The sequence below is a fragment of the Sphingopyxis sp. PAMC25046 genome (genome assembly GCF_004795895.1).
Classification (GTDB): Bacteria; Pseudomonadota; Alphaproteobacteria; order Sphingomonadales; family Sphingomonadaceae; genus Sphingopyxis.
On sequence record NZ_CP039250.1, the window covers coordinates 3494982 to 3520596 of the forward strand.

The 25615-nt window shown below is 63.2% G+C and carries 28 protein-coding genes; 4 read left to right on the top strand and 24 right to left on the bottom strand.

Annotated features, from left to right (window positions below; translation table 11 throughout):
- Positions 1-4: 4 nt before the first annotated feature.
- Together E5675_RS16475 and E5675_RS16480 are read left to right on the top strand one after the other, a co-directional pair.
- Complete coding sequence (locus E5675_RS16475) at positions 5-685, top strand: C1 family peptidase (protein WP_017499942.1); 681 nt, start codon at positions 5-7, stop codon at positions 683-685.
- Positions 657-1436, top strand: a complete 780-nt coding sequence (locus E5675_RS16480) for a hypothetical protein (RefSeq protein ID WP_017499943.1) — start codon at positions 657-659, stop codon at positions 1434-1436. Before E5675_RS16475 ends, E5675_RS16480 begins: the two co-directional genes overlap by 29 nt.
- Here the strand turns inward: E5675_RS16480 and E5675_RS16485 are convergent.
- The 5 genes from E5675_RS16485 to E5675_RS16510 all read right to left on the bottom strand — a co-directional run bounded on the left by E5675_RS16485 (position 1403) and on the right by E5675_RS16510 (position 6656).
- Entirely contained in the window at positions 1403-2107 is a 705-nt protein-coding gene (locus tag E5675_RS16485; protein ID WP_017499944.1) for a uracil-DNA glycosylase, read from the bottom strand. The genes E5675_RS16480 and E5675_RS16485 overlap by 34 nt on opposite strands.
- Positions 2104-3282 carry a nucleoside triphosphate pyrophosphohydrolase family protein gene (locus E5675_RS16490; RefSeq protein WP_017499945.1) on the bottom strand — a complete coding sequence of 393 codons (1179 nt, stop codon included), beginning with the start codon at positions 3280-3282 and terminating at the stop codon, positions 2104-2106. Before E5675_RS16490 ends, E5675_RS16485 begins: the two co-directional genes overlap by 4 nt.
- The gene (locus E5675_RS16495) at positions 3279-3479 is read right to left on the bottom strand and encodes a hypothetical protein (protein WP_017499946.1); all 201 of its coding nucleotides are present in this window, start codon (positions 3477-3479) and stop codon (positions 3279-3281) included. The genes E5675_RS16490 and E5675_RS16495 overlap by 4 nt, the downstream gene beginning before the upstream one ends.
- 51 nt (positions 3480-3530) lie before the next feature.
- On the bottom strand, positions 3531-5495 hold the full coding sequence (gene rlxS / locus E5675_RS16500; RefSeq protein WP_017499947.1) for a relaxase/mobilization nuclease RlxS: 1965 nt from the start codon (positions 5493-5495) through the stop codon (positions 3531-3533).
- Positions 5496-6335: 840 nt separating this feature from the next.
- Positions 6336-6656, bottom strand: coding sequence for a DUF736 family protein (locus E5675_RS16510; protein ID WP_017499949.1), 321 nt, complete (start codon positions 6654-6656; stop codon positions 6336-6338).
- 360 nt (positions 6657-7016) lie between these two features.
- On the opposite strand from E5675_RS16510, the gene E5675_RS16515 reads away from it, so the two are divergent.
- The gene (locus tag E5675_RS16515) at positions 7017-7244 is read left to right on the top strand and encodes a hypothetical protein (protein ID WP_017499950.1); all 228 of its coding nucleotides are present in this window, start codon (positions 7017-7019) and stop codon (positions 7242-7244) included.
- 53 nt (positions 7245-7297) lie between these two features.
- Here E5675_RS16515 and E5675_RS16520 read toward each other — a convergent pair whose 3' ends face one another.
- The 14 genes from E5675_RS16520 to E5675_RS16585 all read right to left on the bottom strand — a co-directional run bounded on the left by E5675_RS16520 (position 7298) and on the right by E5675_RS16585 (position 18568).
- On the bottom strand, positions 7298-7801 hold the full coding sequence (locus E5675_RS16520) for a hypothetical protein (RefSeq protein WP_017499951.1): 504 nt from the start codon (positions 7799-7801) through the stop codon (positions 7298-7300).
- Complete coding sequence (locus E5675_RS16525) at positions 7794-8261, bottom strand: hypothetical protein (RefSeq protein WP_017499952.1); 468 nt, start codon at positions 8259-8261, stop codon at positions 7794-7796. The genes E5675_RS16520 and E5675_RS16525 overlap by 8 nt, the downstream gene beginning before the upstream one ends.
- A 110-nt stretch (positions 8262-8371) precedes the next feature.
- Positions 8372-10183 (bottom strand): ParB N-terminal domain-containing protein, encoded by a 1812-nt coding sequence (locus E5675_RS16530; protein ID WP_017499953.1) that lies wholly within the window; start codon positions 10181-10183, stop codon positions 8372-8374.
- 85 nt (positions 10184-10268) lie between these two features.
- A complete protein-coding gene (locus tag E5675_RS16535; protein ID WP_017499954.1) occupies positions 10269-10703 on the bottom strand; it encodes a DUF2958 domain-containing protein in 435 nt (144 codons plus the stop codon).
- Complete coding sequence (locus tag E5675_RS16540; RefSeq protein ID WP_017499955.1) at positions 10700-11671, bottom strand: zincin-like metallopeptidase domain-containing protein; 972 nt, start codon at positions 11669-11671, stop codon at positions 10700-10702. Before E5675_RS16540 ends, E5675_RS16535 begins: the two co-directional genes overlap by 4 nt.
- Positions 11672-12186: 515 nt before the next feature.
- Positions 12187-12630 carry a hypothetical protein gene (locus E5675_RS16545; RefSeq protein ID WP_136175471.1) on the bottom strand — a complete coding sequence of 148 codons (444 nt, stop codon included), beginning with the start codon at positions 12628-12630 and terminating at the stop codon, positions 12187-12189.
- A gap of 66 nt (positions 12631-12696) precedes the next feature.
- Entirely contained in the window at positions 12697-13338 is a 642-nt protein-coding gene (locus E5675_RS16550) for a lytic transglycosylase domain-containing protein (RefSeq protein WP_017499957.1), read from the bottom strand.
- A complete protein-coding gene (locus tag E5675_RS16555; RefSeq protein WP_017499958.1) occupies positions 13326-13847 on the bottom strand; it encodes a S26 family signal peptidase in 522 nt (173 codons plus the stop codon). The genes E5675_RS16550 and E5675_RS16555 overlap by 13 nt, the downstream gene beginning before the upstream one ends.
- Complete coding sequence (locus E5675_RS16560) at positions 13840-14151, bottom strand: helix-turn-helix domain-containing protein (RefSeq protein ID WP_081095412.1); 312 nt, start codon at positions 14149-14151, stop codon at positions 13840-13842. The genes E5675_RS16555 and E5675_RS16560 overlap by 8 nt, the downstream gene beginning before the upstream one ends.
- Before the next feature lie 30 nt (positions 14152-14181).
- Positions 14182-15057: a phytanoyl-CoA dioxygenase family protein gene (locus tag E5675_RS16565; protein ID WP_038292484.1), complete on the bottom strand. Its 876-nt coding sequence runs from the start codon at positions 15055-15057 to the stop codon at positions 14182-14184.
- An 11-nt stretch (positions 15058-15068) separates the two neighbouring features.
- The gene (locus E5675_RS16570) at positions 15069-15683 is read right to left on the bottom strand and encodes an acyl-homoserine-lactone synthase (protein ID WP_017499961.1); all 615 of its coding nucleotides are present in this window, start codon (positions 15681-15683) and stop codon (positions 15069-15071) included.
- A gap of 92 nt (positions 15684-15775) precedes the next feature.
- Positions 15776-16522, bottom strand: coding sequence for a LuxR family transcriptional regulator (locus E5675_RS16575; RefSeq protein WP_017499962.1), 747 nt, complete (start codon positions 16520-16522; stop codon positions 15776-15778).
- Between the two features lie 86 nt (positions 16523-16608).
- The gene (locus E5675_RS16580) at positions 16609-16884 is read right to left on the bottom strand and encodes a helix-turn-helix transcriptional regulator (protein WP_230960638.1); all 276 of its coding nucleotides are present in this window, start codon (positions 16882-16884) and stop codon (positions 16609-16611) included.
- Between the two features lie 538 nt (positions 16885-17422).
- Positions 17423-18568, bottom strand: a complete 1146-nt coding sequence (locus E5675_RS16585; RefSeq protein ID WP_026108913.1) for a CaiB/BaiF CoA-transferase family protein — start codon at positions 18566-18568, stop codon at positions 17423-17425.
- A gap of 116 nt (positions 18569-18684) precedes the next feature.
- Between E5675_RS16585 and E5675_RS16590 the strand changes: the two genes are divergently transcribed.
- On the top strand, positions 18685-19650 hold the full coding sequence (locus E5675_RS16590) for a LysR family transcriptional regulator (protein ID WP_247594657.1): 966 nt from the start codon (positions 18685-18687) through the stop codon (positions 19648-19650).
- Positions 19651-19814: 164 nt separating this feature from the next.
- On the opposite strand, the gene E5675_RS21805 is transcribed toward E5675_RS16590, so the two are convergent.
- From E5675_RS21805 to E5675_RS16610, 5 genes are all read right to left on the bottom strand, one after another.
- Complete coding sequence (locus tag E5675_RS21805; protein ID WP_231679523.1) at positions 19815-21002, bottom strand: TonB-dependent receptor; 1188 nt, start codon at positions 21000-21002, stop codon at positions 19815-19817.
- Entirely contained in the window at positions 20897-21961 is a 1065-nt protein-coding gene (locus E5675_RS21810) for a TonB-dependent receptor plug domain-containing protein (protein WP_231679520.1), read from the bottom strand. Before E5675_RS21810 ends, E5675_RS21805 begins: the two co-directional genes overlap by 106 nt.
- A gap of 197 nt (positions 21962-22158) precedes the next feature.
- Positions 22159-23061: an SDR family oxidoreductase gene (locus tag E5675_RS16600; RefSeq protein ID WP_011415065.1), complete on the bottom strand. Its 903-nt coding sequence runs from the start codon at positions 23059-23061 to the stop codon at positions 22159-22161.
- 105 nt (positions 23062-23166) lie between these two features.
- Positions 23167-24312, bottom strand: a complete 1146-nt coding sequence (locus E5675_RS16605; RefSeq protein WP_017499968.1) for an acyl-CoA dehydrogenase family protein — start codon at positions 24310-24312, stop codon at positions 23167-23169.
- Positions 24313-24349: 37 nt separating this feature from the next.
- Positions 24350-25588: a thiolase family protein gene (locus tag E5675_RS16610; RefSeq protein WP_011415063.1), complete on the bottom strand. Its 1239-nt coding sequence runs from the start codon at positions 25586-25588 to the stop codon at positions 24350-24352.
- Positions 25589-25615 lie beyond the last annotated feature (27 nt).

Genomic DNA, 25615 nt, shown 5'->3' on the forward strand with positions numbered 1-25615 from the left:
CCCCATGATCGATATCGTCCGTGACCTTCGGCCGCTGTTCGGGCCTGCGCGCGATCAAGGCGCGCGGCCGACATGCCTCGCATTCGCCGCGAGCGACACCCACGCCGGGCTTCGCGACGGCTGGGCACCGCTGTCGTGTGAATTCGCCTTTTATGCCGCGCAGAAACGGGCGGGCAGACCGCCGACGAGCGGCGCACTGCTATCCACAATGCTGGACGCGCTACGGCTCGATGGCCAACCCGACGAGAAAGGCTGGCCGTATCTGGCAGCGGTTCCAGCCGATCATCGACTGTGGACGCCGCCGGCGACCGTTGGCCCGCTCTATGGCCGCAACGGACAGAGGGATGGAACCGACCTGTCATCCATCCTTGCCGCGCTGGATCGTGACACGCCGGTGCTCATGCTGACGATGCTGTCACGGTCTTTCTTCCAGCCGCGCGGTGATGGCGTCGTCGATCCGGCGAACGACGAACTCCCCGAGCCAGCGCAACGGCACGCGGTCGTCGCGGTCGGGCATGGAACCGTGGACGGCACCCCGGCCATTCTCATCCGCAACAGCTGGGGACCAGGTTGGGGCTTGGAAGGCCACGCCTGGCTTACTGAGCGCTTTCTAGCGCCGCGCCTTTTCGCCACGGCAAATTTGACGGAGGAAGTCGATGTATCTTCCCATACCGCCGCAGCCTGACTGCGTTGCTGGCTGGCGCGAGGCGGTCCGGCTCGTCGACCTCGCCACCGGACACCAGGCGCAGAATGTCGTCATCTCCGTGGCCGAGCCGACTGCGCGCGCAACACTCGCCGATCCCGTCGTGGCGGAAGTCGATGCCTTCCTTTCGGGCCATGGCAAGAAGCCCATCGAGACGGTCGCCAACACGATTTTTCCGGCAGCGCTGTACAGGCGCTACGGCGCGCCGCAATTCTTCGACCGGTTTCGCGACAACGTGCTGCCGAAGGTCCGGAGGTCGGGCGCTTGGTCGGGCTATTATTTCGAACGGATGATGGAATTGCCCCGCGCCGACGGCCAGCCAATCAATCAAATCTGGGGCATCGTCGAGCGCCTGCGCAACCCGAACGTCCGAGCGCTCAACAAATTCGAACTGCTGATCTTCGACCCCGCCCGCGACGTGAATGACTCGCCCTACGGCGGTCAGTGCCTGAGCTTTGCCAGTCTCAAGCTGATCGGCAAGGGCGACGATCGTCGCCTCGGCATGACCGCGCTCTACCGCAATCACTACTATATCGAAAAACTGCTCGGCAATCTGATCGGCCTCGGCCGTCTGCTCGAATTCATCGCCAAGGAAGGCGGGGTCGCGCTGGGTCCGCTCACGATCGTCTCGACCAACGCCACGGTCGACACCGCCAACTGGAACCGCGGCGATCTTAAGCAACTCTTTGAACGCTGCGATCAGGCGAGCGCACATCTCCGTGCTGCGGCGTGAGGCGCGCCCAACGGCAGTTCTAGCGGCTCATCGTTGTCATCCGCGACACCGTACAGGCTGAACATGCCCTCGATGAACTCGCGCTGCCCGCCGTAGCTCGGATGGCGGACCGCGGTGGTCGGAATGTCGAGACCGTCCAGCGCCAGGTGAGCGTCGCGCCCGATCGCGACGATCTGGCGGGGCCGGATCATTGACACGAGGGCTTGCAATATCGGCCAGGTCGCCTCGCGCTCGCTTCGCGTGTGGCATCGGTTCGACATCGGATCATCCGCTTCATGGGGATGGAACGGGAAAACGTTCCAGAGCATGACAGGCTGACCGATCCGCTCTAGCACACGCCAGACGATCGCCGCGGTGCGCTCCGCCACGGCGGGTCCCTGCGTCGCACGTTCAAATGCGATGCCGCCCATCAGCGTGCCGGCATGTCCGAGGTGAATTTCGTCGGTCAGCGGTACGCCCGTACGCCGCCCCCCGCGATAGCCGAGATCACGCGCGATCCAGATCGTTTCGACGCGATGATCAAGCGCCGCGGTGAGCAGCATTTCGAGATTGTCGCGGCGCCGGGCGGCGGCGTCGCTGCGGTCATGGACCGTGCAGCGATCGCGCCAGGGATTGAACACTGAGGGAAGTTCGGTCGCCGCCAGGGTGGACACAAAGGATTTCGGGGTCATGACGGCAATTCCTTGATACGCAGGCGGCGATTGGCGAAGTCGATCAGGACGCGGCCGCGCCGATGCTCCTGAAGGAAGCGGAAAGCCGTATAGCCCTGGAGGATCGCTTCCTCCCAAAGCCACAGCGGACAGCGTTCTGATTCGTAGCCGGCGACGAACTGGCGGACATGCTTCAGCATGTCCAGCGGAAGGCCACCGCGCTTCACGTTTTCAAAGTACCGGAGTTGCTGCGCTTGTCCGAAAATCCAGGAAGTTATGCCCTCTTCGATGAGAATCGCCCGAGCACCGTCTTCGGCGTCGTCGAGTTTCGGATCGCTCTTGCGCTTGAGACGGAGCAGCGCACGCAGCACTGGCGACCAGCCAAGCACCGCGACATAAGCGTAGTGAAAGACATCGTGGAAACGATAGTCGTCGGGTTCGAGCGCGTTGTCGGTGAGCCGGTCGCCGACATACACACCGCTTGAGCGTTGATACACGAATGTCTGCCCGCGAACGGTGCGTTCATAGACGTCGATCGCCATCCGCCGCGGCAATTGCTCTTCTGGGTCGAGCGCCGCATCGGTCGGCGCCGGATAGATGCGCTCGCGCGGCCAGCGATCGAAGATCTTGTGAAGATTCTTCACGGCGGCAGCCTCGATGGTAACACCGGATTCGTTTGCCGCCTGGATCAACCGGCGCATGACCGCGACCAGCCGGCCCGCGAGTGCTTCGCGGTCCTTCGCAAGACCGCCCGCCTGGAAATCGTTGATGAGCAGCCCAACGTCGCCTGCCAGCGCGAGCAGGCTATGCTCGAACTGCGGCATCGGTGCCTTGGCAAGCGGAATGTGCTGCGGCTGCAGCGCATGGAAACTGAGCGTTTCGTTGCCGCCCGTCTGCCATTGTCCGCCGTTTGTCGCCGCGGCGGCAGCGATGTCGCTGAGCGCCATGCGGCTGCGCCGTGCGATCGCCGCCAGATACCAAAGGACGTCACCAAGCTCTTCCGCGACGGCGTGAGCGTAACCCAGGTAGGAGGCATCGTCGCGCTGCTTTTTCTTGGCCTCACTGAGCAAGCTGCCGACTTCGCCGAAAAGGCCAAGCATCGAGAAGCCCAGTGCGCGGCCACCGCTGCGTTGATCAGTCCGCGCGGCCTGCTTCGCATAATCCGCAACAGTGAGAGCTTCGAAATCCTCGCTCATCGCCTGCCCTTCCGGCGATCCGATATCGCGTCTGCGGGGACGCTCACGCCATAGGCTTCAAGTGCCCGCAGTACGATCATCCGGATCGGCTCGCGGGAATCGAGCGACCGTTGACCGAGATCGCGTTTCGTAACGGCAGGAATCTGCACCTGAAGATGCTCGTCGCCGACATCGGTTTGCGCTGCGATATTTTTCATGAATCCATGAAAACATAATTTCATGAAAATAGAAAGCCCGAATCCTCCGGATCAGGAGACGCTCGGCCCGCTGCGCTGCCGCCCGAGTGTCCAGTTGATCCCGCCGTCGCGCATGATGCCCGAGACCGATTTACCGACATGGCGATCGAGAACAGAGCGCCACGGCACCAGCGTGAAATCGCGCGACCGTTCGATGAGCGCATGGCGACCACTCGTCATCTCGACTGCGCGCACGAGCCTGCCTTGAACAGCCTCCCCCTCTCTGGCCTCGGCGAACGGAACGCCTAACTTGTCGGAGAGCTGGCGGGCGACACGCAGCAATTCTCGCCGCTGGAGCGCGGCGAGCATCCCTCGCCGATAGACCGTCTGCCCATCCTGTTCGTCTGCAAGCTGTTCGGTGATCAGCCATTGCCGTCGCATCGCCTGCGCTGAACGAACCTCGTGCCCGAACCCAGCATCGCGCACTGGCACCGGCGCTTCGGCGACCAGCTCGCGATCGAGCCAGGTCGCGGCATCGGTTCCCGGTAATTTGTCGAGCGGGATCGCCGACAGGGTTTCAATGGCAACGGGGTGGTCGCGGAACTGCATGGCTTCGAACCTCTCGACCCTGGCGAGATGGTCCGGCGCGATGATCCAGCTTCCGTCGGGCTCGCGCTCGACGACGCCCGAGATTTTTCGCATCGCTTCAAGCCGCCGGACATGCGTTTCGGCGAAGCGTTCGCTGGCGGTCGGATCGTGCTTCAGATGGGCGTCGATCGAATAGCGCCCGCCGTTCGCCGCCGCGATCTCGTCGATCGTCCGATCGACGGCGCGAATGCCGCCCTCGCGTGGCGCGATCCGGACGATGGCATTTTCGGGGATCGTGTCGACCAGCTCGCCCTTGCCGATCTCGGCATAATGGGTGCGCCCGTCGATGCCGTCGACCAGCAGATAATGACGGTCTTCATGTTCGTCGGCGAGCCCGCGCATCACGACGCGGCCGATGATCGGCGTCGCCTCCTTCGCGACCGGGTCGTAGATGACGCGATCGACCGCAGCACGATCGAGCTTCCGCGCGGTCAGCTCGCGCTGCATGGTGCGGATGATGTCGCCGCGCTCGCCGATCTGGCGCAGTGTGTTCGCAAGGTCGGGCTCAAGCCGCCAGGTGCCGTTGCCGACATGCGAGGCGAGTCCCATGCGCCCGAGTTTCTGCAGGCGACCGACGCGAAGCGATTGCTGGAAGGGATCGCCATCGCTCGCGCTGACCAGCCGCGCGGTATCCATGTCGCGGATCAGCCGTCTGTCGATCGCGGTCAGCCGCTCGGCACCCGTATCGCTGCGAAGCCGCTCTTCGATTTCAAGGTCGGTGCGCGGCCCCAGGTCGAGGTTGACGATCTCGATCGCCCGCTGCCGGCTCCCGTGCGAGATATACTCGCGCGCGATCAGCAGATTCTCACCCCGATCGTTTACGCCGCGCACCACGATATGCGTGTGCGGATGGCCGGTATTGAAATGGTCGACCGCCACCCAATCGAGCTTTGTCCCAAGATCCTGCTCCATCTGCGTCATCAGCCGGCGCACGAACGGCTTCAAGTCGGGATACTGGTCGGCGTCCTCGGCCGACACGATGAACCGGAACTGGCGGCGGTCGCCGTCACACCGTTCGAGGAACGCCTTGCCATCGGCGACGTCGCTGTCGGGCGAGTAGAGCGCACCAGCCTCGCCCTCACGGGTCACGCCGTCGCGCTGAATATAGCGAAGGTGCGCCTTCGCACCGCCCATGCCTTTCCCGCCAAGGCCGACAGGCCGTATCTTGACGATCACGCGGCGCGACCGGAACGCGCCCAATCGGTCGCGCGATCTGAGCACCCGCGCAACACTCGCGCCGCGCCCGATCCGGCTGCCGTCGAAACGGCCGCGCCTGCCCGTTTTCATGCCGGCCCGCTTTGCCGCTTTCACGACGCGGCTCAGGTAGCGCTGCTCCTTGCCCCGGCCGCGCATCCGGCCCAGCTGCGGTTCGAACTCATCATCGCGCATAGCGGCGTCCTTCCATGCCGGAATGACGCTCCCCGCCGATAAGAATGGCGCGTCCTCGCCAGAGCGCAAGGAGTCTCGCGATTGGGATCGGAAAAGCCCAGAAAACCGCCACTCCTGGTAACCCTGTCTCGCACTCAAAGGGCGAGTCTCGCAAAAGCCTTCAAAAAACGATGTGCAGACAAACACTTACAAAATCGCGAGATTTTGCCTCTATCTTGCCATCGAGCCCGACTGCCACCTGCCGCCCCAGACGCCCGCTTTGCCTTCCCGCCTTCCCGATCAAAAAAGGGGAGCGGCGCCATGCGGCACCACTCCCGCGAACCTGCCCCTTCAACAGCGCATCGCCTTATTGCCAGCCTGCCTGTTCGGCCTGACGCAGCGCCCGATTGCACCGCTTCAGCCTCTTCTCAGCGGCCCTTAATTCGGCTTCGATCTGCCGCCGTTCTCCCGCGTCATCGCACCATGAAAGCTCCGCGCGAAGCTCCTCGATCTGTTGTTCAACCGACATCTCATCCTCCTGATACAAGCGAAAGATGAGCCATCGCCCGGCGGGGAGCGGGCGGGGTCAACCACCGCGCAGCGGCCGCGAAGCGGGCGACGGGGGAGCCGATTTTCTCGTCGCCGGAGTGGAGCGAAGCGGAACGCAGGTGGCGTGAAAATTGGGGGAACCGTCGATGGTTGAGGCGGTCCGTTCGCCGCCGGATACTCGGTGCTTGCTGAGCGGATTTCTTCCTCTCTGCAGGCCCGCAAGCGCGTTCCGGTGCAGGAAAAGGCCCACGCCAAGCCCTCAAGGCATGAGGAAAGCCCCGCGCCGGGTGACCGGCGCGGGGCCGATCCGGCTCAGTCGCCGGGGTTCCAGATAACGGCGAACGCGTCGTCGTCGTCCTGCCCGGCGGCGCGGCCGAGATTGGCGTAGAGGGTGCGGCCGCCAAGTTCGGGGGCCGACATGGCGAGGCGGACATATTCGCGCTGGCTCACCTCGCCGGTGCGGATCCAGCCGCCGCCCAGTTCGACGCCGTTCGACAGCACGCGGTAGTCGGGCTGGTCCCCGGTCTTACTGCGGTTGGGGATGATGGCGATCTCGGCATTGACCGAAAGCGTCTTCAAGGCGCCCCGGAACGAACCGTCGTTCTGGCGCTGGACATGACCGATTGAGGGCATTTCTCGTCTCCTTGCACATTCGCCCGACCCGATGCCGGGCGATGGGCGGACCGAAGGGACGGCCCTTGAGCGCGCTGCGAACCGCAGGCCGAAGCGAAGCGGAGGACCGGAAGCGCGGGGCTGATTTGGAGCGAAGCGGCCGCGAGGAGCGCCGCCAAAGCGGCGCGGGGAAATCAGTTCCGCGCGATGGTTTCGCGAGGCGCGCGGCCGTCCCAGGTCATGCGCCCAAGGAGCCGGCGACGGGTTGGTGAGACACGAAAGGACGAGATGCGCGCGCGGACAGGAAGCCCAGTCCGGCGTCTTTCCGGGAAGCCATGATTGCTTTCGCGGCCACGAGGCCGCGGCTATAGCCTCACGGCGATGAACGAAGGAACGACGATTGCGGGGCAGATCGAACGGCTGATCGTGCGGCTGGACGGCGCGGCGGTGTGCGATGCCTGCGTGACTGACCGGCTCAACCTGTCGGTTACCGCACAGGCCAATGTCGTCACCTGCGCGCTCGGCGGCACGCGCGGATTCGAGCGGCAGAAGGACGAATGCACGTTATGCGGAAGCGCCCGGACGGTGATCCGCCGCACCGCCCGGTAGGTCAGGCGGCAGGGGTTTTCGGCACGCGAGCGCGCAGTGCGGCGCGATTTGGGCTAGTTGCCGTCGCCCGCGAGCGCGCGCGACAGCGCCTCGTTGGTCGCGTCGATCTCGATGCGGTCTGCGAAAATCGCGCACCAGCCGCCACCGAACTCCCCGATGCGGGGCTTGGAACAGGTCATGGCCCATTCAAAGCCGATCGGCCCCTTGGCGAGCGTTTCGGGGCAACATCGCTGGATCACCACCGCGATGGCAGCGGCATCGAAATCGTCCATGCTGGCGAAACACACGATCCGCGCGGATGGATCGTCGGGGCAGGTTTCAGCGATGAAATCGGCTCCGATGGTGGGAAATTCGGGATCGTTGAACGCCTCGCGAAACCCGCTCCACCGCGCGTTCGCATCGTCCGGCGGAAAGGCTGCGAGCAGCGCCGCGCTCGGCGGATCGGGCGCGTCGTCATTCGCTAGCGCGTAGCCAGCGTTTGCGACTTCCTCGATCAGCGCGCACTCGGCGGCGGTGCAGCGAAAGGCGAAGCTGCCCTGAATCCAGATGTCAGCCATTGCTCGCCTCCTCCCGTTCGGGCGTGATGACAAGCGGGGGCACCGCGAAGTCGGCCGCATCGAAATGCGCGATGATCGCCGCATAGCTGCCCAATCGCTCGGCGGTGCAGCGCCCCATGAGGATATAGTCGTCCTCGTCGGCAGCGTAGCTTTGCGGTTCGCCGCTGCCGGTGAACACGGTGCGTTCCGCACCCCACTGGCAGGCATAGGCGCCCGACCAGCGCGCGAAGAAAAGCCCATGCGCGATGCAGAAGGCTTCGAGTCCCTCGAACCGCCCCCAGGCGACCTCGTGCGCCATGAGCGCCAAGGGCTCGCCCTCGGGCAGATCGCCGAGCGCGAAGGGTTCGCCGTCCCATTCGGTGGACAGCCCTTCGTTCGCGATGGCCTCGGCGAAGGCGGGAAGCTGGCTGGCGGGGAGCGTCCCGCCGATGGTGATGGATGCCGAAACACGGTCGGCCATGACAAGTCTCCTGTCTGAAATCCGCGCCGCGAGGGCCGCTTGCGGCCGAGCGGCGCGGCGATTTTATGGGGGACGGAACGGGCGGCGGGTGCGCCGCCGCCCGTCCAGTTTCATGCGGCTTCGCGCTCGGGCTGTTCCTGCGGCTCGGCCTTGGCAGGGGCCGGAAGCGCAATCACCGCGCCGGGGCCGGTCGGTTCCGGCTCGCGGTCGGGGCGCGCCGCGAGCACCTTGGCATGAGCCGCGACGGTGCCGACGCCGCCGCGCGCCGTATAGGTAGCGGGCGGGAACGCCATCCATTTCGGCACCCAACCCTCGACCTTGGGCCGCCCGTTCGCACCCTCCAGATGGTCGCGGACGATGCGCTTCAAGACCTTGCCCGGTTCCTTCGCATTGGCGGCGGCGACAGGTTCGCCCGCCACCTCGGCGACGATGCGGGTCAGCACCTCCTTGTCGCGGACACACTCGAAAAAGGCGTCGTCGGCCTGCCAGTAGCGGGCCATATCGACGCCGATCTCGCCGCCGACCGCCTCGATGGCGGCGCTGCCGCTGGCGAGCGTTTCGCCCATGACGATGACGATCACGTCCATTACGGCGCGGTCGGGCACGTCGAGCAAGCGCAGGAACACGCCGACCAGTCCGAAGTCGTCGCCGTTGCCGCCTGTGACGGTCGGTTCCTCGGGCGAGAAGCCGAGAAGGTCCAATACGGCGCGGCGCTTCGCGTCGAAGTCGGTTTCCGCGCGGCAAGTTTCGACGCTTTCGCGCACATCGTCGTTGCGCGCGGTCTGCGGCTCGGGCTTGACCGTCCACAGTGGCGACCCGACGATGACATGGGCGACCATCAAGCGCAGCGCGACCTTGGGATGACGGGTCAGCGAGGCGCGGACAGCGGCATGACGGTGCAGGTTGATATAGGTCTGCATCGTGCTCGTCACTTCGGGGCGCGGCACTTTGGGGCCGGTTTCGATTGCCTCGCCGCGTTCGAGCCGCTTGGCCTCCTTGCTCGTCACATAGCCTTCGTGGACCTCGACCTCGCCGCTTTCGCGCACATCTATATACACGCGCCCGCCCTTGCGCTTGGGTGCCTTGGCGAACTCATAGCGGTAGAAATATTCGCCGGGCGGGACGATCACCACGTCGAACCATCCGGCATCCAGATAGTCCTCCTTGCGCGCGTCGATTACGGCGTTCTGCGCGGTCCAGAACGCGTCGGCATCTGCAAAATAGCGGTCTTCGCCGAACAGATCGGCGACGATCGCAAGGCCGCTCGCATCGACGTCGAACAGGGCATGTTCGACCTTGATCGACTGCCCGCCGAACAGCCATGCCTTCAATTGCTGGCCGGTCGGGCAATAGGCGTCGTCATCGTCGTAGAGCGCCAGCCATGCCTTCTGCTGCTGCTTGCTCGCCAGCGTCAGATGCCGGACGGTCGCCGCGTTGATCTTCTCCTTGCGGTAAAGATCGCGGATGCGCGGAAGCAGGTTGCCGAGCGCTAGGATACGCTTCACGCCAAGCTCGGGAATGCCGAACGTCGCGGAGATATCCGCAATGTCGCGGCCCTCCTTGACCAGCCGTGCGAAGGTTTCCCATCGCGTCACCTCGTCGGGATCGAGCCGGGTGTTCTCGAGAAGCGATGCCTCGATGGCGTCGGCGTCGTCCCCGGCGTCGAGGATGGCGACGGGAAGCGGGCCGTGGTCGATGCCCTCGACAAGCGCGATGGCGTTCGCCGTCCAGCGCCGCCGCCCGGCGACGATTTCGTGGACGCCATTATCGTTGCCCGCCTGCGGGCGCACGATCAGCGGCACGATGACACCGCGCTTGCGGATCGAGGGCAGAATGTCGCCCACGTCCGGGGGCTTGGGTCCGTGCCGCATGTTCACCTTGGACGGAACCAGCTTGCTATGGTCGATAAAGTCGAGTTTCATTGGTCTGCTCCTTCTGGAGCGCCGGTCCCGTTTGTCTTGCTGGATGGGCGGGACCGGCACTCAATGCGGCGAAACGCGCCGCGCGTCATCCGGCCCCTCGATCATCAAGAGGCGGCGGAAGCTCGTTGCCGTTCCGGCTATCGGTGATGCGGCGAAGTTCGGCTTCGGCCAGAACGATTGCACCCATGCGCCGCGCGGTATCGGACCATAGCGAAAGCGGGGCCAGCGGCTCGAAATGCTCGTCGCGCTCGATGAACAGGCCGAAGGGCAAGCGGACGCCCGCAATCTCGGTAAGCGAGAACACGCCCATTTCCGGGCATCCGAACCCCAAGTCGGCGAGGCCGAACAGCGTGTCTCCATCGTCGTAAAGCTCGGTGGCGATCCACGTCGCCGCGCCGACCGGATTGAAGAATTTGACCACCGGGAACGGGTCGAACCGTTCGTCGCGCTGCTCGTGGAGGCGGCTGGCGCGCGCATTCGCGCGCAGCGCCGAAAGGATCGCATGGGGGAGCGTAATCATGCCGCTTCCCTCCCTTCGTCCTGCGTCTCGGCGTAGCGGGCAAGCAGCCAATCGGCGGCCTTGCTCGCCTGACTGGCCGCGCGAAAGATCGCGCGATTGTCCTCGCGCAGCACGTCGAGCCATGATGCCAGATAATCGGCGTGACGAACGGTCGGCACGATGCCGAGCGCGGCGCAAAGGAAGGCCGATCCCATCTCGGCGATCAATTCTTCGCGCGCATAGTCCTTGCTGCCGAACGCATTGCGCAGATTGCGATTGAGGCGCGACGGGTGGCCGCTGGCATGACAGAGTTCGTGCAGCGCCGTCCGGTAGAAATTGATCTGTTCGTGGAAGGCCGGTTGCGGGGGCACCTGCACATAGTCGGCGCTCGGGACATAGTAGGCCTTGTCCCCACCGATGCGGAAATCGACGCCCGATGCCGCAATGACCGCTTCGGCGATCGGCACGACTTGGCGTTCGGGAAGCGGTGCGGGGTCGGTGGCAAGGCCGGGGCGCAAGCCTTCGCACTGTGCGACGTTGAACACGGTGAAGCGTTTGAGGAACGGCACCGCGCGGGCTTCGCCGCCGGTCTGGCGCGCGCGTTCCTTCTCGGCTTCGGGGGTGAAGCGGTCGGCATAGACAACCCTTGTCCCGCGCTCGCCTTTCCTGACATTGCCGCCCGCCTCCAAGGCTTGGCGGAAGGTCAGCCACGATTGCGACGGATAGCCGTTCTCGATCACTGCTCCCCACAGGATCAGGACATTGACGCCGCTGTAATTGCGGCTGGTGAGCCCGTTGCGCGGGAGGCCGGGGGCGGCGGAGAAGCCTTGACCATTGGGGCGGCCCCAAGGCTGGACCCAAGGGAAGCGGCCCGCCTCAAGTTCGGAAACAATGCGGCCCGTCACCTCGTCGTAAAGATTGGCGCGCTCCGCCGGGGGCTGGCGTTTGCTGCCCTCTGCGCGCGCGCGTTGGCTGCCGGTCTGGTGCATGGCTATCCTCCAATGCCGCCCCAAAAACCCCAGGGCCTCCCCCGGAGCGGGGGTGGGCGGCGAATTGCGACCTGCCGGGCGCGGCCAGGAGGCGGTCCGCACCCGCAGGGCCGAAATGCAATGGAGGAGCCGGACCCGAGCGCAGTCGAAGGCCGGCTTGCGGGACGCCGGGCCGGGCCCAGAAGGGAGCGCCGCCCACCCGCGCGACGAGGGGAAGGCCCAACGAAAAATGCCGCCGCGCCGGTCAGGCGCGGCGACGACAGGCCGGAGCAAGGCTCCGGCATCCCGCCAGTCCGATCGTCACCTTTGGCCGGGACGCGCGAAGCGTGGCCCGGTGGAGCTTGGCGAACGGATGTGAGCCTAGCGGAATAGAGCGGCGGTCGCGCCGCAGGCGCGAGGCGCCTGAAAACCCGGATGCGTCAGGTCAGACCCTGCCGTCTTGAAGCACTCTCGTCGTGGTCGCCATGCGCGCGGTGACACGAGGAGCGAGCACTCGGCCCACTGGCCCCAACAGATCAACCGTGCAGCGGGGATCCGTTCGAACCGGTGCAAGCGGTCATCGCGGGCAACAGGCTCATCATGGCGGCACCGGCGATGATGATCGCGCCGACCGCCGCGGCGATGCCGGTCGCGGTCGGCCCCGCACCGCCGAGCTGCATCAGGCTGGAGACGACACTGCCGCCGGCGATCCCGGCGGGCACGGCGAAGAGAAGCGCGATCGCTCCGCGAAGCGGAACGGGCAACCGCGACGCGATGAGCATGCGTCCGATCAGCAAGACCGCGACGCCGACGACGAGGCCGAGAAGCAGACCGAGCAACGGCCCCAGTTCGCCACCCCCCGCCCACAGAAATGCGGCCGCACCGAGCCCGACCGGGAGTGCGAAGACGGCGAGCCGGAACATCGCCCAGGCGAAGAGGACGATGCCGGTGGCGGACAGGATCAGACCGAGCAACATCACGACCAACTCCATAGGCTCGGAACATAGCAGAAACACGATTCGGCATGAAGCCCCGATCGGCTCGCACTATGGGCGGTCTGGCGCGTTCTTCTCGGGCGACGTCGATCGCAGCGCGACGAACAGCGTGGCCGCACCGGCTTCGCTCCGGCCGGCAGGGGGCCGGTCGCCGATCGCGAAGAAGATGGCATTGACGGTACGCGGCGTTGCACTGGCGGCCGTGACAGCCGACCGGGAATTGACGGGCACTCCGGCGACGCTCGCGAGATAGGCGCGGGTCTCACCGGGCAGCGCGCGGCCGGTCCGCACGTGCTCGGCATAGCGTGCCGGTCCCGCGTTATAGGCTGCGAACAGTCCGGGATAACCGAAGCGGTCATACATCAGACGAAGATAGAGCGTCCCCGCCAATATGTTGTCGCGCGGGCTATGGGGATCACGTCCGAGCCCGAGCCGCGCGCGCATTTCGGACCAGGTGCCGGGCATGAGCTGCATCAGTCCCATCGCGCCGGCGTGGCTGGTAATCGGGCGCCCGTCCAGCACCGTGCGCCCGCCGCTCTCGGCGCGCATGACGCGCTCGATCCATTCTACCGGCACGCCGAAACGCGCCGAGGCTGCCTCGATATAGGGCCGCCAGTGAACGACCGACTGCGCGTCAGCCGGTGCCGCCGCCAGCAGCGCCAGGGCGGTGATGGCGACCCTCAGCCCAGCCACAGCAGTCGCACCTCGCCGATGACGTCGCCGCGCGATGTCGGTCCGAAATAACGCCCATCGAACGAATCCGGGCTGTCCATCAGCAGGAACAATGCGCCCGAACGCAACATCACGCAGCCATTCCACCACGGCATCGGACGGTCGCGGCCATCGGCTTCGCGGCGTTCGGCCACCGGGTGGCCGTTGACATAGATCTCCCGCCCGCGCGCACAGACGCGATCGCCGGGCGCGGCCGCGACGCGCTTGACCAGCGGGATATTGATCGGAATGTAGCGCCGCTCGGCGGCGAGCCGGCGCCAGCGGTCGGGCACCCGGACCAGCACCATGTCGCCCGATGCGATGTCCTGCCGTCCGCTGACGGCATAGAGACCGATCGGCGCGCTGGCCGATGCGTTCCAGACCAGCCACGGCGTTGGCGGCAGCGCGATCGTGGTCGCCAGCGCGGCCGCGCCGAGACCGATCAGCGCGGTGGGTTTAGCCGGCAGACGGGAGGGTAGCAGCCTAGCCATTGCCTCCCTCCCGCATGTTCGCGCGCGACCAGGCCTCGATATCGTCGATATGGTAGCGCCAGACGGTGCCATGCTTTCGGCACGGCGGGCCGCGCCGCTCCCGGCGCATCTTCTTGAGCGTGTCCCCCGCGAGACCGAGATGGAACGCGGCCTGCTTGGTTGTCAGAAACGGGCAATGCTCGCGTGCCCGCCGAGCGCGCTCCGCGGCCGACGACGCCGTGGCTCCACCGTCCACAGCGGATGAATCCGCCTCGATCCGTGTTCGCGCGCCGCCGCCTGCTTCGGGGTTTGGATCGTGTGTCATGAGTGCAGCGCCCGGTCCGACGAACCCGCGTTACCCGCCGATCAGGCCCGCACGCGCGGCTTCCTGTTCGGCGACATAGGCATCCAGCATGTCGGCCTGGCCGGGGAGCAGCGCGTCGATCGCAGGGAGGCCGTCGATATCGTCCCGGTGAAGCAGCACGGACGGGCACTGGCCTTCGACATTGCCGAGATTGGGGCGATGCTGGGCATAGCCGATGAGCGCGGCCAGATCGGGATCGAACGCTCGAGCGATGGCGGGCGGATAGACGAGATACTGATTCTCGAACGTCCGCAGCCATCCGAGGCAATAGGAGGTGATGACCGCGCGGCGCACATGATCGGACTGGTTAGCGCCGGCACCATGCAGGATCGATCCGAGGAACAGCAGCGCGGAGCCGGGTGGCATTTCGGCGGCGACCGGACGTGCATCGCCCGGTTGCGATGCCGCATCGTGATGGCTGCCCGGCCAGACCAGCGTCGCGCCACTCTCCAGCGTGAACGGATCGATCGGCCAGATGACGTTGATCTGATAGTGCATCCCGGTCTTGACGCCGCCCCAGAGATCCTGGTCGCGGTGCGGCACCTGCGCGAGCGCGCCGGGATGGATTTCGATCGCCTGGGTGAGGTTGAGAACGATACGATCGCACCATTCCCCGAGCACCGTTTCGGCGATACCGCGGATGATCGGGTGCAGCACAAGGCCGGCGATATGCCGTGAACGCCGCAACAACGCGCCAAAGCGCTTGGTGCGGGCTCCGTAGAATCCGCCTTCGCAAAAGGGCGTGGCGACGAAGCGCGGTGCGAGTTCGGCTTCGAGCGCGGTGATTAGCTCGGTCGGCACGGCGTTATCGACAATGACATAACCGTCGGCGAGCAGCATCGCGGCGAGGCGGGCGGGGTCGTGCATCGCCATTCCCTTCACGCGGCTCTTGCCGCCGCATCGGGAGTGATCGCACCCGGTACATAGATGCCGTTCGACGCCAGCAGCGCAGGCGTACCGGCGCAGATCTCGATGCGGAACGCTCCAAGGAACGCGCCATCGATGCGGCGCGCGGGGCCGAGCGGCGCTGCGCGCCAGCCCATCGCCAAAACCTCCTCGCGAAAAGCAGCGGTCACGACGCCGGTTAGCATGGTGATTCCGCTGCCGAGCGCATGATCGACCATCGCCGAGATGAGCCGGTTGCGGACACGCAGGCGTCCGGGGGCGCCCAATCGTTGCGGCAGGCAAAGTCGCGTAATCTCGCGAACCTGCTCCCCCCGGGGCGCATCGCACTCGCAGAGCGACGCGAAACGATCGGCGAGAAGATGTGCGCCCTCTGTCGATAGCAGCCGCATCGACCCCTGGTGAATGCAGCCATCGTCGGTGGCGATCAGATAGACCGCCTTGTCGCCGTCATAGCTGTCGATTTCATAGCGGCCGCCGACGACCGGAACATCCCAGCCCAGCAGATCGACGAACAGGGTCTTGCGGTCCTCGAACATCGAGGCGGCGCGCGCATCGGTAAGCGAGCACCCTTTGACAATATGGATCATGGCAGTAGCTCCCGTTCAAATTGAACAGTCGCGAAGGGAGCAGAGATGAAGGGCTCAAACAGTCGTCAATATTGAGGATGCGGCGATCCCGCTCAGAACCGCGGGACGATCTCCTCGATGCAGACGATTCCGCAGGCGAGCGCGATCGCCGGGAGCTGCGCGCGGGAATAGATTCCGAAATGTTCGCGCAGGTCACGCATGTAGGTGCGCACTGTCGTCGGGGCGATGTTCATCATGATCCCGATCTCGACGTCGCTCTTGCCCATCGCCGCCAAGCGAAAGCATTCGAGCCGCTTTGGGCTGAGATGGGGTAATTTCAGCGGGCGCGCCGGAAAGCCGTGCAAGCGCCGCGCCTCGGTAAACGCCTCGCTCGCCATCAGCGTCGCGATCCGGCAGATATGCGATGGCGGCAATTGCCCGTCGCGCGTTGCGAACGTACAGCATCCGGGCGGCTCGCCGGCGACGCCAATCGGAACGGTGAGGCCGTTGCGCAGGCCATGACGCGCGGCTTCGCGCACGATGCGCGCCTGTCGCCGCGTGAAGCCGCCCAGCAGTCGCTCCATTTCGTGCCAGCAGAACGCCCGGCTTGTCGAGCGCGCCGCGAGCAAGGCGGGATCGTCGCGGTAATAGCCTTCGGCGACGAAAACGTCGCCCCAGCTCTGGAAATTGTCCATGCGGAAATATCGCCCACCGGGCTGAAAGAAGGCCATGCTCTGGACGATCGCGAGCCATGGGAGGCCGAGCTGGCGTGCGGCGGCCTCGCTGCAACTGAACAGCTCGCGATCACTGTTCGCGCGCCTGGCCTGCTTAATATAGGCATCGAGGTCGCGAAACGGCACCGAGGGGCACTCCTTTCGACGCGCGCGTTGCGGGCGCGTCTATCGGGCGCGTGGTTCCAGCCCACGCGCGTGCAGCCCCCGATGATTTACTTGGTCTTGCTCGGCCGCCCCGTCGGCTTGTGCGGATGGCGCCGGAGCGTCACCGCCGGGCGCGCCAGTATCGCGCCGATTTCCAGTTCGTCGTCCGAAACGATCGAGATCGATATCCGGCCGGACAAGAGATAGACGGCATTAACGCCGAGTGCCTTCGCGAGCCGCTCCATTGCTTTCAGCGTCGGGCTCGACCGGCCATTTTCGATCGCACTCAGATAAGAGCTGCTCGTGCCCGCATCATGGGCGAGCGCTTCTTGCGTGATGCGCATCGCAAGCCGCAATTTCCTGAGATTCAAACTGAAGGACTTCGACGCATCCATAAGGGCGTAAGTTCACGCCCTGCGACCATTACTCCACACTGGATACAGGTTGGAGTTATTATCTATATTATTACGTTTTTACAAATATTTAAATGAGATTCCCGAACAACGCGCACTCAACTCTGATGCGGATTCTCAGGCGCGCCAAAAGACCGCATTCGGACGGTCGAATCGGTCGATGACCGAAGCCCTCACGCCAGGACATTGGCCGTGGACGCCGCAGTGGAAATCCCATCGGCGTCGTCACATCCGGGGCGAGCATTGATTTCAAGCGCCGAGCGAATCACGATGCGAACAACGTCCCGTGGACACGTCCGCAATCGCCGTTCCGGCGTGGCGTACAGGAATCATCGGATAGTTTGACGTGCCTGTGTGTCGTTGTCTCCTTTGATTTGAATGCAGCGCAGCGAAGCGGAGCGTCGCATTGGTTCATAGTTATGAAATCACCGTTCGTGTCGGGCCGCTGGCCGCCCACCATGCCAACCGACTACTCGCAACAGTCGGTTCTGGCGGTAATCCCGCAGCGGTCCGGTTTGCTCCAGCCCCGCCGAATTGTACTCGGATCTTCATGATGCAGCGGGATCGGTCCGGGGATCGGTAGTGACGAGCCCGAAAAACGTGGCGCCGGCATTGCCTGGAGGATATTGTCGATCTCCCGATAGACGCCTCGCGCTGCCATATGAGGATGGCGCGCCGCTTCGTCCGGATCAAGCACGGGGGCAAAGCAGGCATCGCTGCCTTCCAGCAGTGTGCGCCATTCTTCCCGTGTCCGCATGGCGAATATCTCGCTAAAACGCTGCTTGAGCTCGGGCCAGGCATCACGATCATAGCCGTCGTCAAAACTGCTATCGCCGGCCAACCCCAGCTTTTTGCAAAGCAGCGCATAGAACTTGGGCTCGAGTGATCCGACTGAGATGAAATTCCCGTCGGCGCACCGATAGGTCGAGTACCAGTGAGGGCCGTCAAGGATGCTGCAGCCGCGTATGCTGGCAACCTGGCCGGCGGCCTTCAGGCTCAGGAGCAAGTTCATCATGTGAGCGCTCCCATCGACGATCGCGGCGTCAACCACTTGCCCATTCCCGGTATCCCGCGCGTGCATTGCCGCTGCGAGGACGCCGATGGCCAAATAGAGCGCTCCACCCCCAATATCGCCTACCAGGCTTGGCGGCGCCATTGGCGGTTCACCGGGATGCCCAGCATACCAAAGGGCTCCTGACAGCGCGATATAGTTGATGTCATGGCCGGCCGCTTGGGCGAGAGGTCCCTGCTGCCCCCAACCCGTCATGCGACCGAATACAAGGCGGGGGTTACGCGCTAGGCAAACCTCGGGACCAAGGCCGAGCCTCTCCATCACCCCAGGCCGCATGCCTTCGATCAGTACATCGCCCCTTTGGACGAGATCCAGGACATGCGCGACGCCTTCGGGGGACTTCAGATCCAAGGCAATTACACGTTTCCCGCGGTTCACAATGGCGCCGCTGCCAAGATCGATATTTTCGGAGTTAGGGCTTACGCGTTCAATGACGACGACATCGGCGCCAAGGTCGGCCAACAGCATTCCGCAAAACGGCGCCGGGCCGATGCCCGCAATTTCGAGTATTTTGAGGCCTGCAAGCGGACCAGTTTTCGTCATTCAGGCATACCTGCGTCTGAGACCTTGGCGCTTTGATCCAGGCCGTTTCGCCGCTCCAGATTTCGAGACGGGTTGCAGTCGTGCTGGGCGGCAGTGTCGAAAGTAAGATTGGCAAAATGACCTTGATTCGCCTAATTCATTCTCTGGAGCAATTATTCCTGGGGGGCATGTCCATGCTCGATTCTCGCCTCAAGCATGCCGTCGCGGTTGGTCAGCTTCGTTCCTTCTCCAGGGCAGCGGATGCGGTTGGTGTCACGCAGTCGGCGGTGACCAAGAGTGTCGCTGAACTCGAACGGCATCTTGGCTATTCCCTTTTCCATCGGACCTCACGGGGCGCGATGCCGACAGAGGAGGGACGCGAATTTATTGATCGCGCAGCGCGCTTGCTTGCCGACGCAGCTGAACTACTCGGAGATACAGCCCGCCGCGCCGACGCCTATGCGGGCCCGCTTCGAATCGGACTGTTCCCAGGGTCAATCGACTGGTTGCTCACCCAACCTCTGGTTTCTTTGCTGCGGCGCCATCCGGCAGTGCGCGTCGAAGTCGTTTCGGGCAACAGCGAAAGGGGCGTGCGACTCCTGTCGCGCGGCGATATCGATGTCGCCTTTGGACTTGAAGCGGCCTTTGCACGCTGGCCGGAATTCAAGTGCGAGCGGGTCGCCTCGATCGAAATACTGCCTTTTGTGCGGAACAATCATCCCATTCTGGGGATAAACCCGACCAGCAAGGAGCCGCTGGTCCAGTTCGAATTCGTAGTGCCCTCATCTTCCGAACCCTACACATCGATCATTCAGCAGATGTACGAAAAAAGCGGTAAGCGTCCCGCTGACTGGATCCACATGACAGACTATTTTCAATTGGTTCGACGGATCGTTGCCACATCCGATGCTATCGGGATGGTTGCAAAACAGTTCACCGAGAACTCATGGTTTCGCGCCAATTTCGTGGCCTTGGAGGGAATCGGTTTATTCGATCCATTGACGCTTTGTTATGCTGTGCGTAGCCGCTGGCAGGTAAAACCGGCTGGCCGTGCGCTCGTCAGCCTTGTTCGTCAGGCATGGCGCACCGCATCATCGGATTAACGGCAAGGGGGCGGGGTGCGATCGGAAATCCGCTGCATCCGTCGCGATCAGCTAGAGCATTTCGCGCAGAAGTGGGAACCGGCTTTCCGGCAGGAAATGCTCTAGCAAATTGATCTTGGGCATTTTCCGAGTTGGCGGGTGATTCCACTCGCCTCGAAAATGGCCTAGAAGCTAATCGCCACTTCTCCGCCGATGACGCGCCCCCTGTTTAGCGGTGAAAGGCTTGCACCCGTGCCCCCGAAGGCCGCCGGCAAAGGTGTATCGCCGCCAATCGTCACCTCATTCAGGAGGTTTCGGCCATAGATGGAGAAGCGCCAGTGCTTGTTGTCGGTCGCCAATGTGAGGCTCGCATCGAGCATATCGGCGCCCTGAAGGAAGCCGACGTTGTTGTCGGTGAATGCCGCCTTGTCGCGATGCGTGAAGCTGACACGCGCCGTTGCTGTCCCCAATTCGCCAAGCTGCTGATCATAAGTCAGCCCCACGCCATAGGTCCATGGCGACAGCCTTGGCAATTTGAGCGCACGATCCACATCGTTGATGACGCCATCACCGCTGAGGTCGAACTGGACGTTGCGATACTGGCCATTCACGTAGCCGAGCTGACCCGAAATCACGAGGTTGGACAAAAGAAAAAACTGCCCCTCGGCCTCGACGCCTTTGATTGTGGCGTCGGCGGTGTTCCGTATGACCTGGCTGACGCCAAGCGGTCCGGGCAGGTTGATCTCGCGCTGCAGGTCCTTCATGCGATTGTAGAAGGCCGCCAGGTTGATCCGGTGGCGCCCGAATTGCTTCTTGGCGCCGAGTTCGAAACTGTCCTGGGTCTCTTGATTGAATGGCCCCGGCGGCACAGCGGGATCGGTGTTGCGCAAATTATATCCGCCGCTGCGGAACCCGCGCGTGTAAAGGCCATAAATCTGCGTGTCGTCATCCGGCTTCCACTGAAGGCCGATTTTCGGCGTAAACCCTCGCCATTTTGCCGCGTCGGCGAAATTGGTTGCACAGATCAGCGTGTCTAGATTGCAACCATTTGCGCGTAAGGCCGAGACCCGAACGGCTTTGCGTTCCCAACTATACCGCGCGCCGAGATTCAAGGTCAGCGTATCGGTGAAATGCCAGTCGGTCGAAGCAAAAATGCCCCATGTTGTCTGGTCTTGCGTACCCCCACCGGAAACGATCCGAGCACCGCCCAAAAGATTCCGCAGCTCGGCGTAACGAAGATCCTGGGAAAAATAGTATAGACCGGTTGTCAATTCGACGTCACCGAACCTTCCGGCATAACGAAGTTCGTCGCTGAGTTGATCCTGGTCGATTTCGAAAAAGGCATGAAAGAAGGACTGTGGTGTTCCATCGATATCAGCGCCCGCGGAGGATCGGAATTTCCGATAGCCAGCGATGTTGGTGAAGACGCCTTCGCCCAGACCGACATCGATGTTGGTTTCCACGATCGCCTGGTCCCATTTGGCATCATAGAAACCTGGGAAATTGATCGAAAACCTGAAGCTGTCGCGGGAAACAGCGCGTGACTCTGGACAGGGGCTCCATCGCTTTCGACATCGCCATGCTCATAGCGGAGATCCATTCGGAAGCGGTCGCCACCCTTGAGCGAAAGTGCCGGGCGAATGATAAGGTCATGTGATTTACCGAAGCTGCGATTGTCGAAGCGGTTGCGAAACCAGCCATTGTCGTCGCTGTAGTAGACGGCCAATTTGGCAGCCAAAACGTCATCGACGATAGGTCCGGTAACCGTGCCGCTTACGGTCTTTTTCAGTCCCGTTTCAATGGATAGCTTGGCTTTGGCTCCAAAATCGAAGCTGGGCCGCGTGGTCCGCACAACCACGGCACCGCCGGTAACGTTGCGACCGAAAAGCAAGCCTTGCGGTCCACGCAGAACTTCGATCCCCTCAAGGTCGAAGTTGTCCAGCACGACACCAGCGTTGATGCCGAGGTAAATACCGTCAGTGAAAACGCCTACGGTGGGGTCGATCGATGGGATCGTGCTGTTGATGCCGAGGCCCCGGATAGTGAAATTGGCATAGCCCGGTGCCGTACCCACATCCTCGAGCTGGACGTTGGGAACGTCGTAGCTCAGACTTTGAAGATTCTGGACGAACTTGGCATCCAGCTGCGCTTCACCAAAAGCCGTGACCGCCATCGGTACTTTCTGCACGCTTTCGCCATAGCCCTTTTTGGTGGCGGTAACGACAATGTCCTCAGCCAGCGCTTCCGTGGCGCTCCCGGTTTGGTCGTTCGCCTGGGGCGTTGCTTCCTGGGCAAATGCTGTTCCCGAGCACAACAACGCGGCAGAAGCCAATAGACATCCTCTCATGGCTGATCCTCTCTTCCCAGGAGATATTGTGTAGTTCATGCCGTTTGGCGGCATTTGAGGGCCGTCGTCCAATTCAATTCGCTGCAGAACTATTCCTGCTGCTCATCGATATCTGGCGGCAGCACGACGCCATCGGCAGCCCGACGGCCGCTCAAAAATATCATGGTAATTCATCGGGTTGATTACGCTCTCAGCGCCCGTTCTACCGCCTCAAGGCTGTCATTCAGCCCGAGCGGGTGCTCGGCATCCGTGAAGTCGACAATTCTACCCCAGTGCCGGGCGACATCATCGAGCGTGAACGCCCTGTCCGCTCCGAAGGCGTGCCCAAGCGCGCGCTCCCACCTAAGCTTGGCGATATAGCCGGCTCCAACTTCAAAAAGCCCTTTGGTTTCGCTGCAATTCTCGTGCGCAAGCCAACCGACCAATGGACTGATCGCTTCCGCTCTGAGATTGGCGAGAAACTCTTGTGGAAAGGCAGTCGCGGTCATACGCGATGCGGCGATTGGGGCGATCGTATTAACCTGGATGTTTCTGGACCGCCCCTCCTCCGCCAGCGCGTTCGCAAGCCCCAATATTCCGAGCTTGGCTGCGGCATAGTTGGCCTGACCGAAGTTGCCGTAGATTGCGGCTGCAGACGTGGTCATGACGATGCGGCCATAGCCCTTGTCGCGCAGTATCGGCCATGCTGCCTGCGTCACTGCCCGCGTCCCATTCAGATGGACCCGCTGAAGCAGTGTCCAGTCTTCGTCGGTCATTTTGTGGAAGCTCACATCGCGCAGGATGCCGGCATTGTTGATGACGACGTCAACGGTTCCGAAGTTGTCAACCGCGGCTTGGATGATCAGCGCGCCCTCCTCGACCGACGCATAATTTGCCACCGCCTGACCGCCCGTGGCTCGAATTTCGTCGACCACATTGTCAGCGGCTGTGGAGCAGCTGCCGCTCCCTTTCTCGTCGCCACCCAGATCATTCACCACCACCTTGGCTCCGCGCCCGCCAAACATCAGCGCGTACTGGCGCCCAAGTCCGCCTCCGGCTCCGGTCACAACCACTACCCTGCCATCGAAACGAAGCTCTTCGTCCATCGCTTGTCTGCCTCTTTTACCTGAGCGACGCATCTGCGCATTTGATCCTGTGCGAGTCAGGCACGCGGCTCCATTTCCGTCGACGCTGTCGTTTTCGTCTGAGCCTTACCGAAAGGCTTGAATGCCGGTCAGGGCGCGCGAAACAACAAGCTTTTGAATCTCCGTCGTGCCATCGGGGATGGGGCAAATGATCGCCTCACGCACCAGCCGCTCAACGATGAATTCGCGGGTGACGCCGTTGCCGCCATGGATCTGAAGCGCATCGCGCGTCGCTTCGATCGCCATTTCGGTGGCGTACCACTTGGCCATCGAGCATTCCGTCTCTGCGCGCGTGCCCGCCTGGACGAGGGATATTGCCCGGTGCGTCAACAGACGGGCTGCGTCGATCTTGGTCGCCATGATGGCGATCTTGTCGGCGATCAGCTGATGGCCGGCGATCTTCTTGCCATGCTGCGCGCGATCGCGAGCGTACGCGATCGCCTCATCCATTGCTCGCCGTGCGATGCCGATACTCCACATCGCCATATGGCAGCGGGCAATCTCGAACACTTGCAACGTATTGCGCAATCCATCGCCGACCCGGCCGATCGTGTTTGCCACCGGTACGCGGCAATCGGACAGGAATATCTGTGCAGTCGATTGGCCGTTGAGCGCCATCTTCTGGATATCGCGCACCTCATACTCACTCTCGTCACGATCGACCAGGATGTGAGTGACTTCATTTTCGCCAGTCTTGCACGTACAGATGAAGATGTCCGAGTAGGCTCCGTTGGTGATCCAGGTCTTTTCGCCATTGATGACCCAGAAATCGCCGTCTCGTACGGCGCGTGTCTTGATGGCGGCGACGTCCGAGCCGACATCGGGCTCCGAGATGCCGAGCGAAACGAACTTCTCGGCCGCGACGAGGTCGGCAAGATAGCGTTGCTTGATCGTCTCCGGGGCGAAGCGGCGGATGAGTTCTGCGCCAACCGCGTTGATGAAGCCGGGTATGGCCACATCGAGCGAGGAATAGGCGATCTCCTCGAAAATGAGCAGATGAGTGAGCCATCCCATATCAAGCCCGCCCCATTGCTCCTGATGCGGTGCGGTAATATGGCCATAGCCGGTCAGTGCTTGAGTCCATTCCTTCATGAGCGGTTTGGGGATGAATCGCTCCCCATGCCGGCGGATTTCCGGCTCAAGCTTGTTGTCGAGAAAGCGGCGGACGGTTTCCACCGCCATGCGTTGTTCATCGGACAGCTCAAAGTTCATATCGTGACCCCGTGTTTCCCTAGGCGCGCTCTGACAACTACCGGCCCAGGATCGTGACGGCGACCACCGCCTCTTCCACCCCGATGACACCTCCGCCGTTCTGCGCGATCGCGAACCGGGCATTCGGAACCTGTCGATCTTCCGCCTCGCCGCGCAATTGCAGCGCAAGCTCGTAGATTTGGCCGAGCCCGGTGGCGCCGATCGGATGTCCCTTGCATTCAAGCCCGCCCGACGTGTTTACCGGAATACGCCCACCCAGCGCCGTCTCACCGCGCTCTGCCGCGAGTCCGCCCTCGCCAGGCGGCGTCAGGCCGAGCGCCTCGATTTCAATGATCTCGCCAACCGCCGTGGCGTCATGCACCTCCGCGACGCCAATATCTTCTGGCCCCACGCCGGCCATCGCATAGGCCCGGTTCGCCGCAAGGCGGCTGACATGGTGGTCATAATCAAAGGGATCGCGCGCGGCGCCGGTTTGCAGCACAGACGCCAGGATTCTTAGCGCCCTGTCCGGGGCTGCCGACAGTTTGCGCCGACCGGCTTCGCTGCAGATGATCGCAGCGGCGGCGCCGTCGCTGATCGGGGAGCACATCGGCAGTGTGAACGGGTAAACGATCGGAGGCGCAGCGAGTACACTTTCGACGGTATATGGGAGGCGATACTGGGCAAGCAGATTGCGCGTCGAATGCATGTGATTTTTCGCCGAGACGGCCGCGATTTGCGCTTGCGTCGAGCCGTAGGTCTTCATGTGCGCGCGTGCCATCGCGGCGTATACATCCATGAAAACGCTGTAAGGCTGACTCGATGTCGTTCCTTCCGGAACATCGACGCCATTGCCCATGGCCAGCAGCTGCGCGCGGCCCGACTCGGTTTCATGCACGTCCCAAGCGCCATCGAATGCACTGAACATGAGCGCCTTGTCGGGCGAGTACATCTTCTCCGCGCCGAGCGCGAGTACGACATCCGCTGCCCCCGATCGAACATAGGCGGCGGCCATGTGCAAGGCCGTGGAAGCCGTCGCACATGCGTTTTCGACATTCACCACGGGAACGCTTGAGATGCCCATCGCTCGCGCCACGATTTCGCCGCGGATCATGTCCTGGCCCTCCATATGCCCCTGGACGCAATTGCCGAAGAAGATGGCTTCGACATCGCCGGCGGTGCATCCTGCGTCGGAAAAGGCCTGCGACGAAGCTTCGGCGCAGAGCATTTTCAGGCTCTTGTCGAACTGTTTTCCGAACGGGGTCATCCCAACCCCCATGACGAATATGTCGGTCATTCGTTGATCCATTCTTCCAATGTGTTC

Excerpts from the sequence above, each read along its gene's own strand:
- E5675_RS16605 (WP_017499968.1), bottom strand. The coding sequence starts at position 24,312 with ATGAACTTTGAGCTGTCCGATGAACAACGCATGGCGGTGGAAACCGTC.
- E5675_RS16530 (WP_017499953.1), bottom strand. The coding sequence starts at position 10,183 with ATGAAACTCGACTTTATCGACCATAGCAAGCTGGTTCCGTCCAAGGTG.
- E5675_RS16585 (WP_026108913.1), bottom strand. The coding sequence starts at position 18,568 with ATGACGAAAACTGGTCCGCTTGCAGGCCTCAAAATACTCGAAATTGCG.
- E5675_RS16565 (WP_038292484.1), bottom strand. The coding sequence starts at position 15,057 with ATGCACGACCCCGCCCGCCTCGCCGCGATGCTGCTCGCCGACGGTTAT.
- E5675_RS16570 (WP_017499961.1), bottom strand. The coding sequence starts at position 15,683 with ATGATCCATATTGTCAAAGGGTGCTCGCTTACCGATGCGCGCGCCGCC.
- E5675_RS16475 (WP_017499942.1), top strand. The coding sequence starts at position 5 with ATGATCGATATCGTCCGTGACCTTCGGCCGCTGTTCGGGCCTGCGCGC.
- E5675_RS16580 (WP_230960638.1), bottom strand. The coding sequence starts at position 16,884 with ATGCGCATCACGCAAGAAGCGCTCGCCCATGATGCGGGCACGAGCAGC.
- E5675_RS16510 (WP_017499949.1), bottom strand. The coding sequence starts at position 6,656 with ATGCCCTCAATCGGTCATGTCCAGCGCCAGAACGACGGTTCGTTCCGG.
- E5675_RS16540 (WP_017499955.1), bottom strand. The coding sequence starts at position 11,671 with ATGCACCAGACCGGCAGCCAACGCGCGCGCGCAGAGGGCAGCAAACGC.
- E5675_RS16490 (WP_017499945.1), bottom strand. The coding sequence starts at position 3,282 with ATGAGCGAGGATTTCGAAGCTCTCACTGTTGCGGATTATGCGAAGCAG.
- E5675_RS16485 (WP_017499944.1), bottom strand. The coding sequence starts at position 2,107 with ATGACCCCGAAATCCTTTGTGTCCACCCTGGCGGCGACCGAACTTCCC.
- E5675_RS16560 (WP_081095412.1), bottom strand. The coding sequence starts at position 14,151 with ATGACACACGATCCAAACCCCGAAGCAGGCGGCGGCGCGCGAACACGG.
- E5675_RS16495 (WP_017499946.1), bottom strand. The coding sequence starts at position 3,479 with ATGAAAAATATCGCAGCGCAAACCGATGTCGGCGACGAGCATCTTCAG.
- E5675_RS16480 (WP_017499943.1), top strand. The coding sequence starts at position 657 with ATGTATCTTCCCATACCGCCGCAGCCTGACTGCGTTGCTGGCTGGCGC.
- E5675_RS16590 (WP_247594657.1), top strand. The coding sequence starts at position 18,685 with ATGACCTTGATTCGCCTAATTCATTCTCTGGAGCAATTATTCCTGGGG.
- E5675_RS16555 (WP_017499958.1), bottom strand. The coding sequence starts at position 13,847 with ATGGCTAGGCTGCTACCCTCCCGTCTGCCGGCTAAACCCACCGCGCTG.
- E5675_RS16600 (WP_011415065.1), bottom strand. The coding sequence starts at position 23,061 with ATGGACGAAGAGCTTCGTTTCGATGGCAGGGTAGTGGTTGTGACCGGA.
- E5675_RS16515 (WP_017499950.1), top strand. The coding sequence starts at position 7,017 with ATGAACGAAGGAACGACGATTGCGGGGCAGATCGAACGGCTGATCGTG.
- E5675_RS16525 (WP_017499952.1), bottom strand. The coding sequence starts at position 8,261 with ATGGCCGACCGTGTTTCGGCATCCATCACCATCGGCGGGACGCTCCCC.
- E5675_RS16520 (WP_017499951.1), bottom strand. The coding sequence starts at position 7,801 with ATGGCTGACATCTGGATTCAGGGCAGCTTCGCCTTTCGCTGCACCGCC.
- E5675_RS16535 (WP_017499954.1), bottom strand. The coding sequence starts at position 10,703 with ATGATTACGCTCCCCCATGCGATCCTTTCGGCGCTGCGCGCGAATGCG.
- E5675_RS16610 (WP_011415063.1), bottom strand. The coding sequence starts at position 25,588 with ATGACCGACATATTCGTCATGGGGGTTGGGATGACCCCGTTCGGAAAA.
- rlxS (WP_017499947.1), bottom strand. The coding sequence starts at position 5,495 with ATGCGCGATGATGAGTTCGAACCGCAGCTGGGCCGGATGCGCGGCCGG.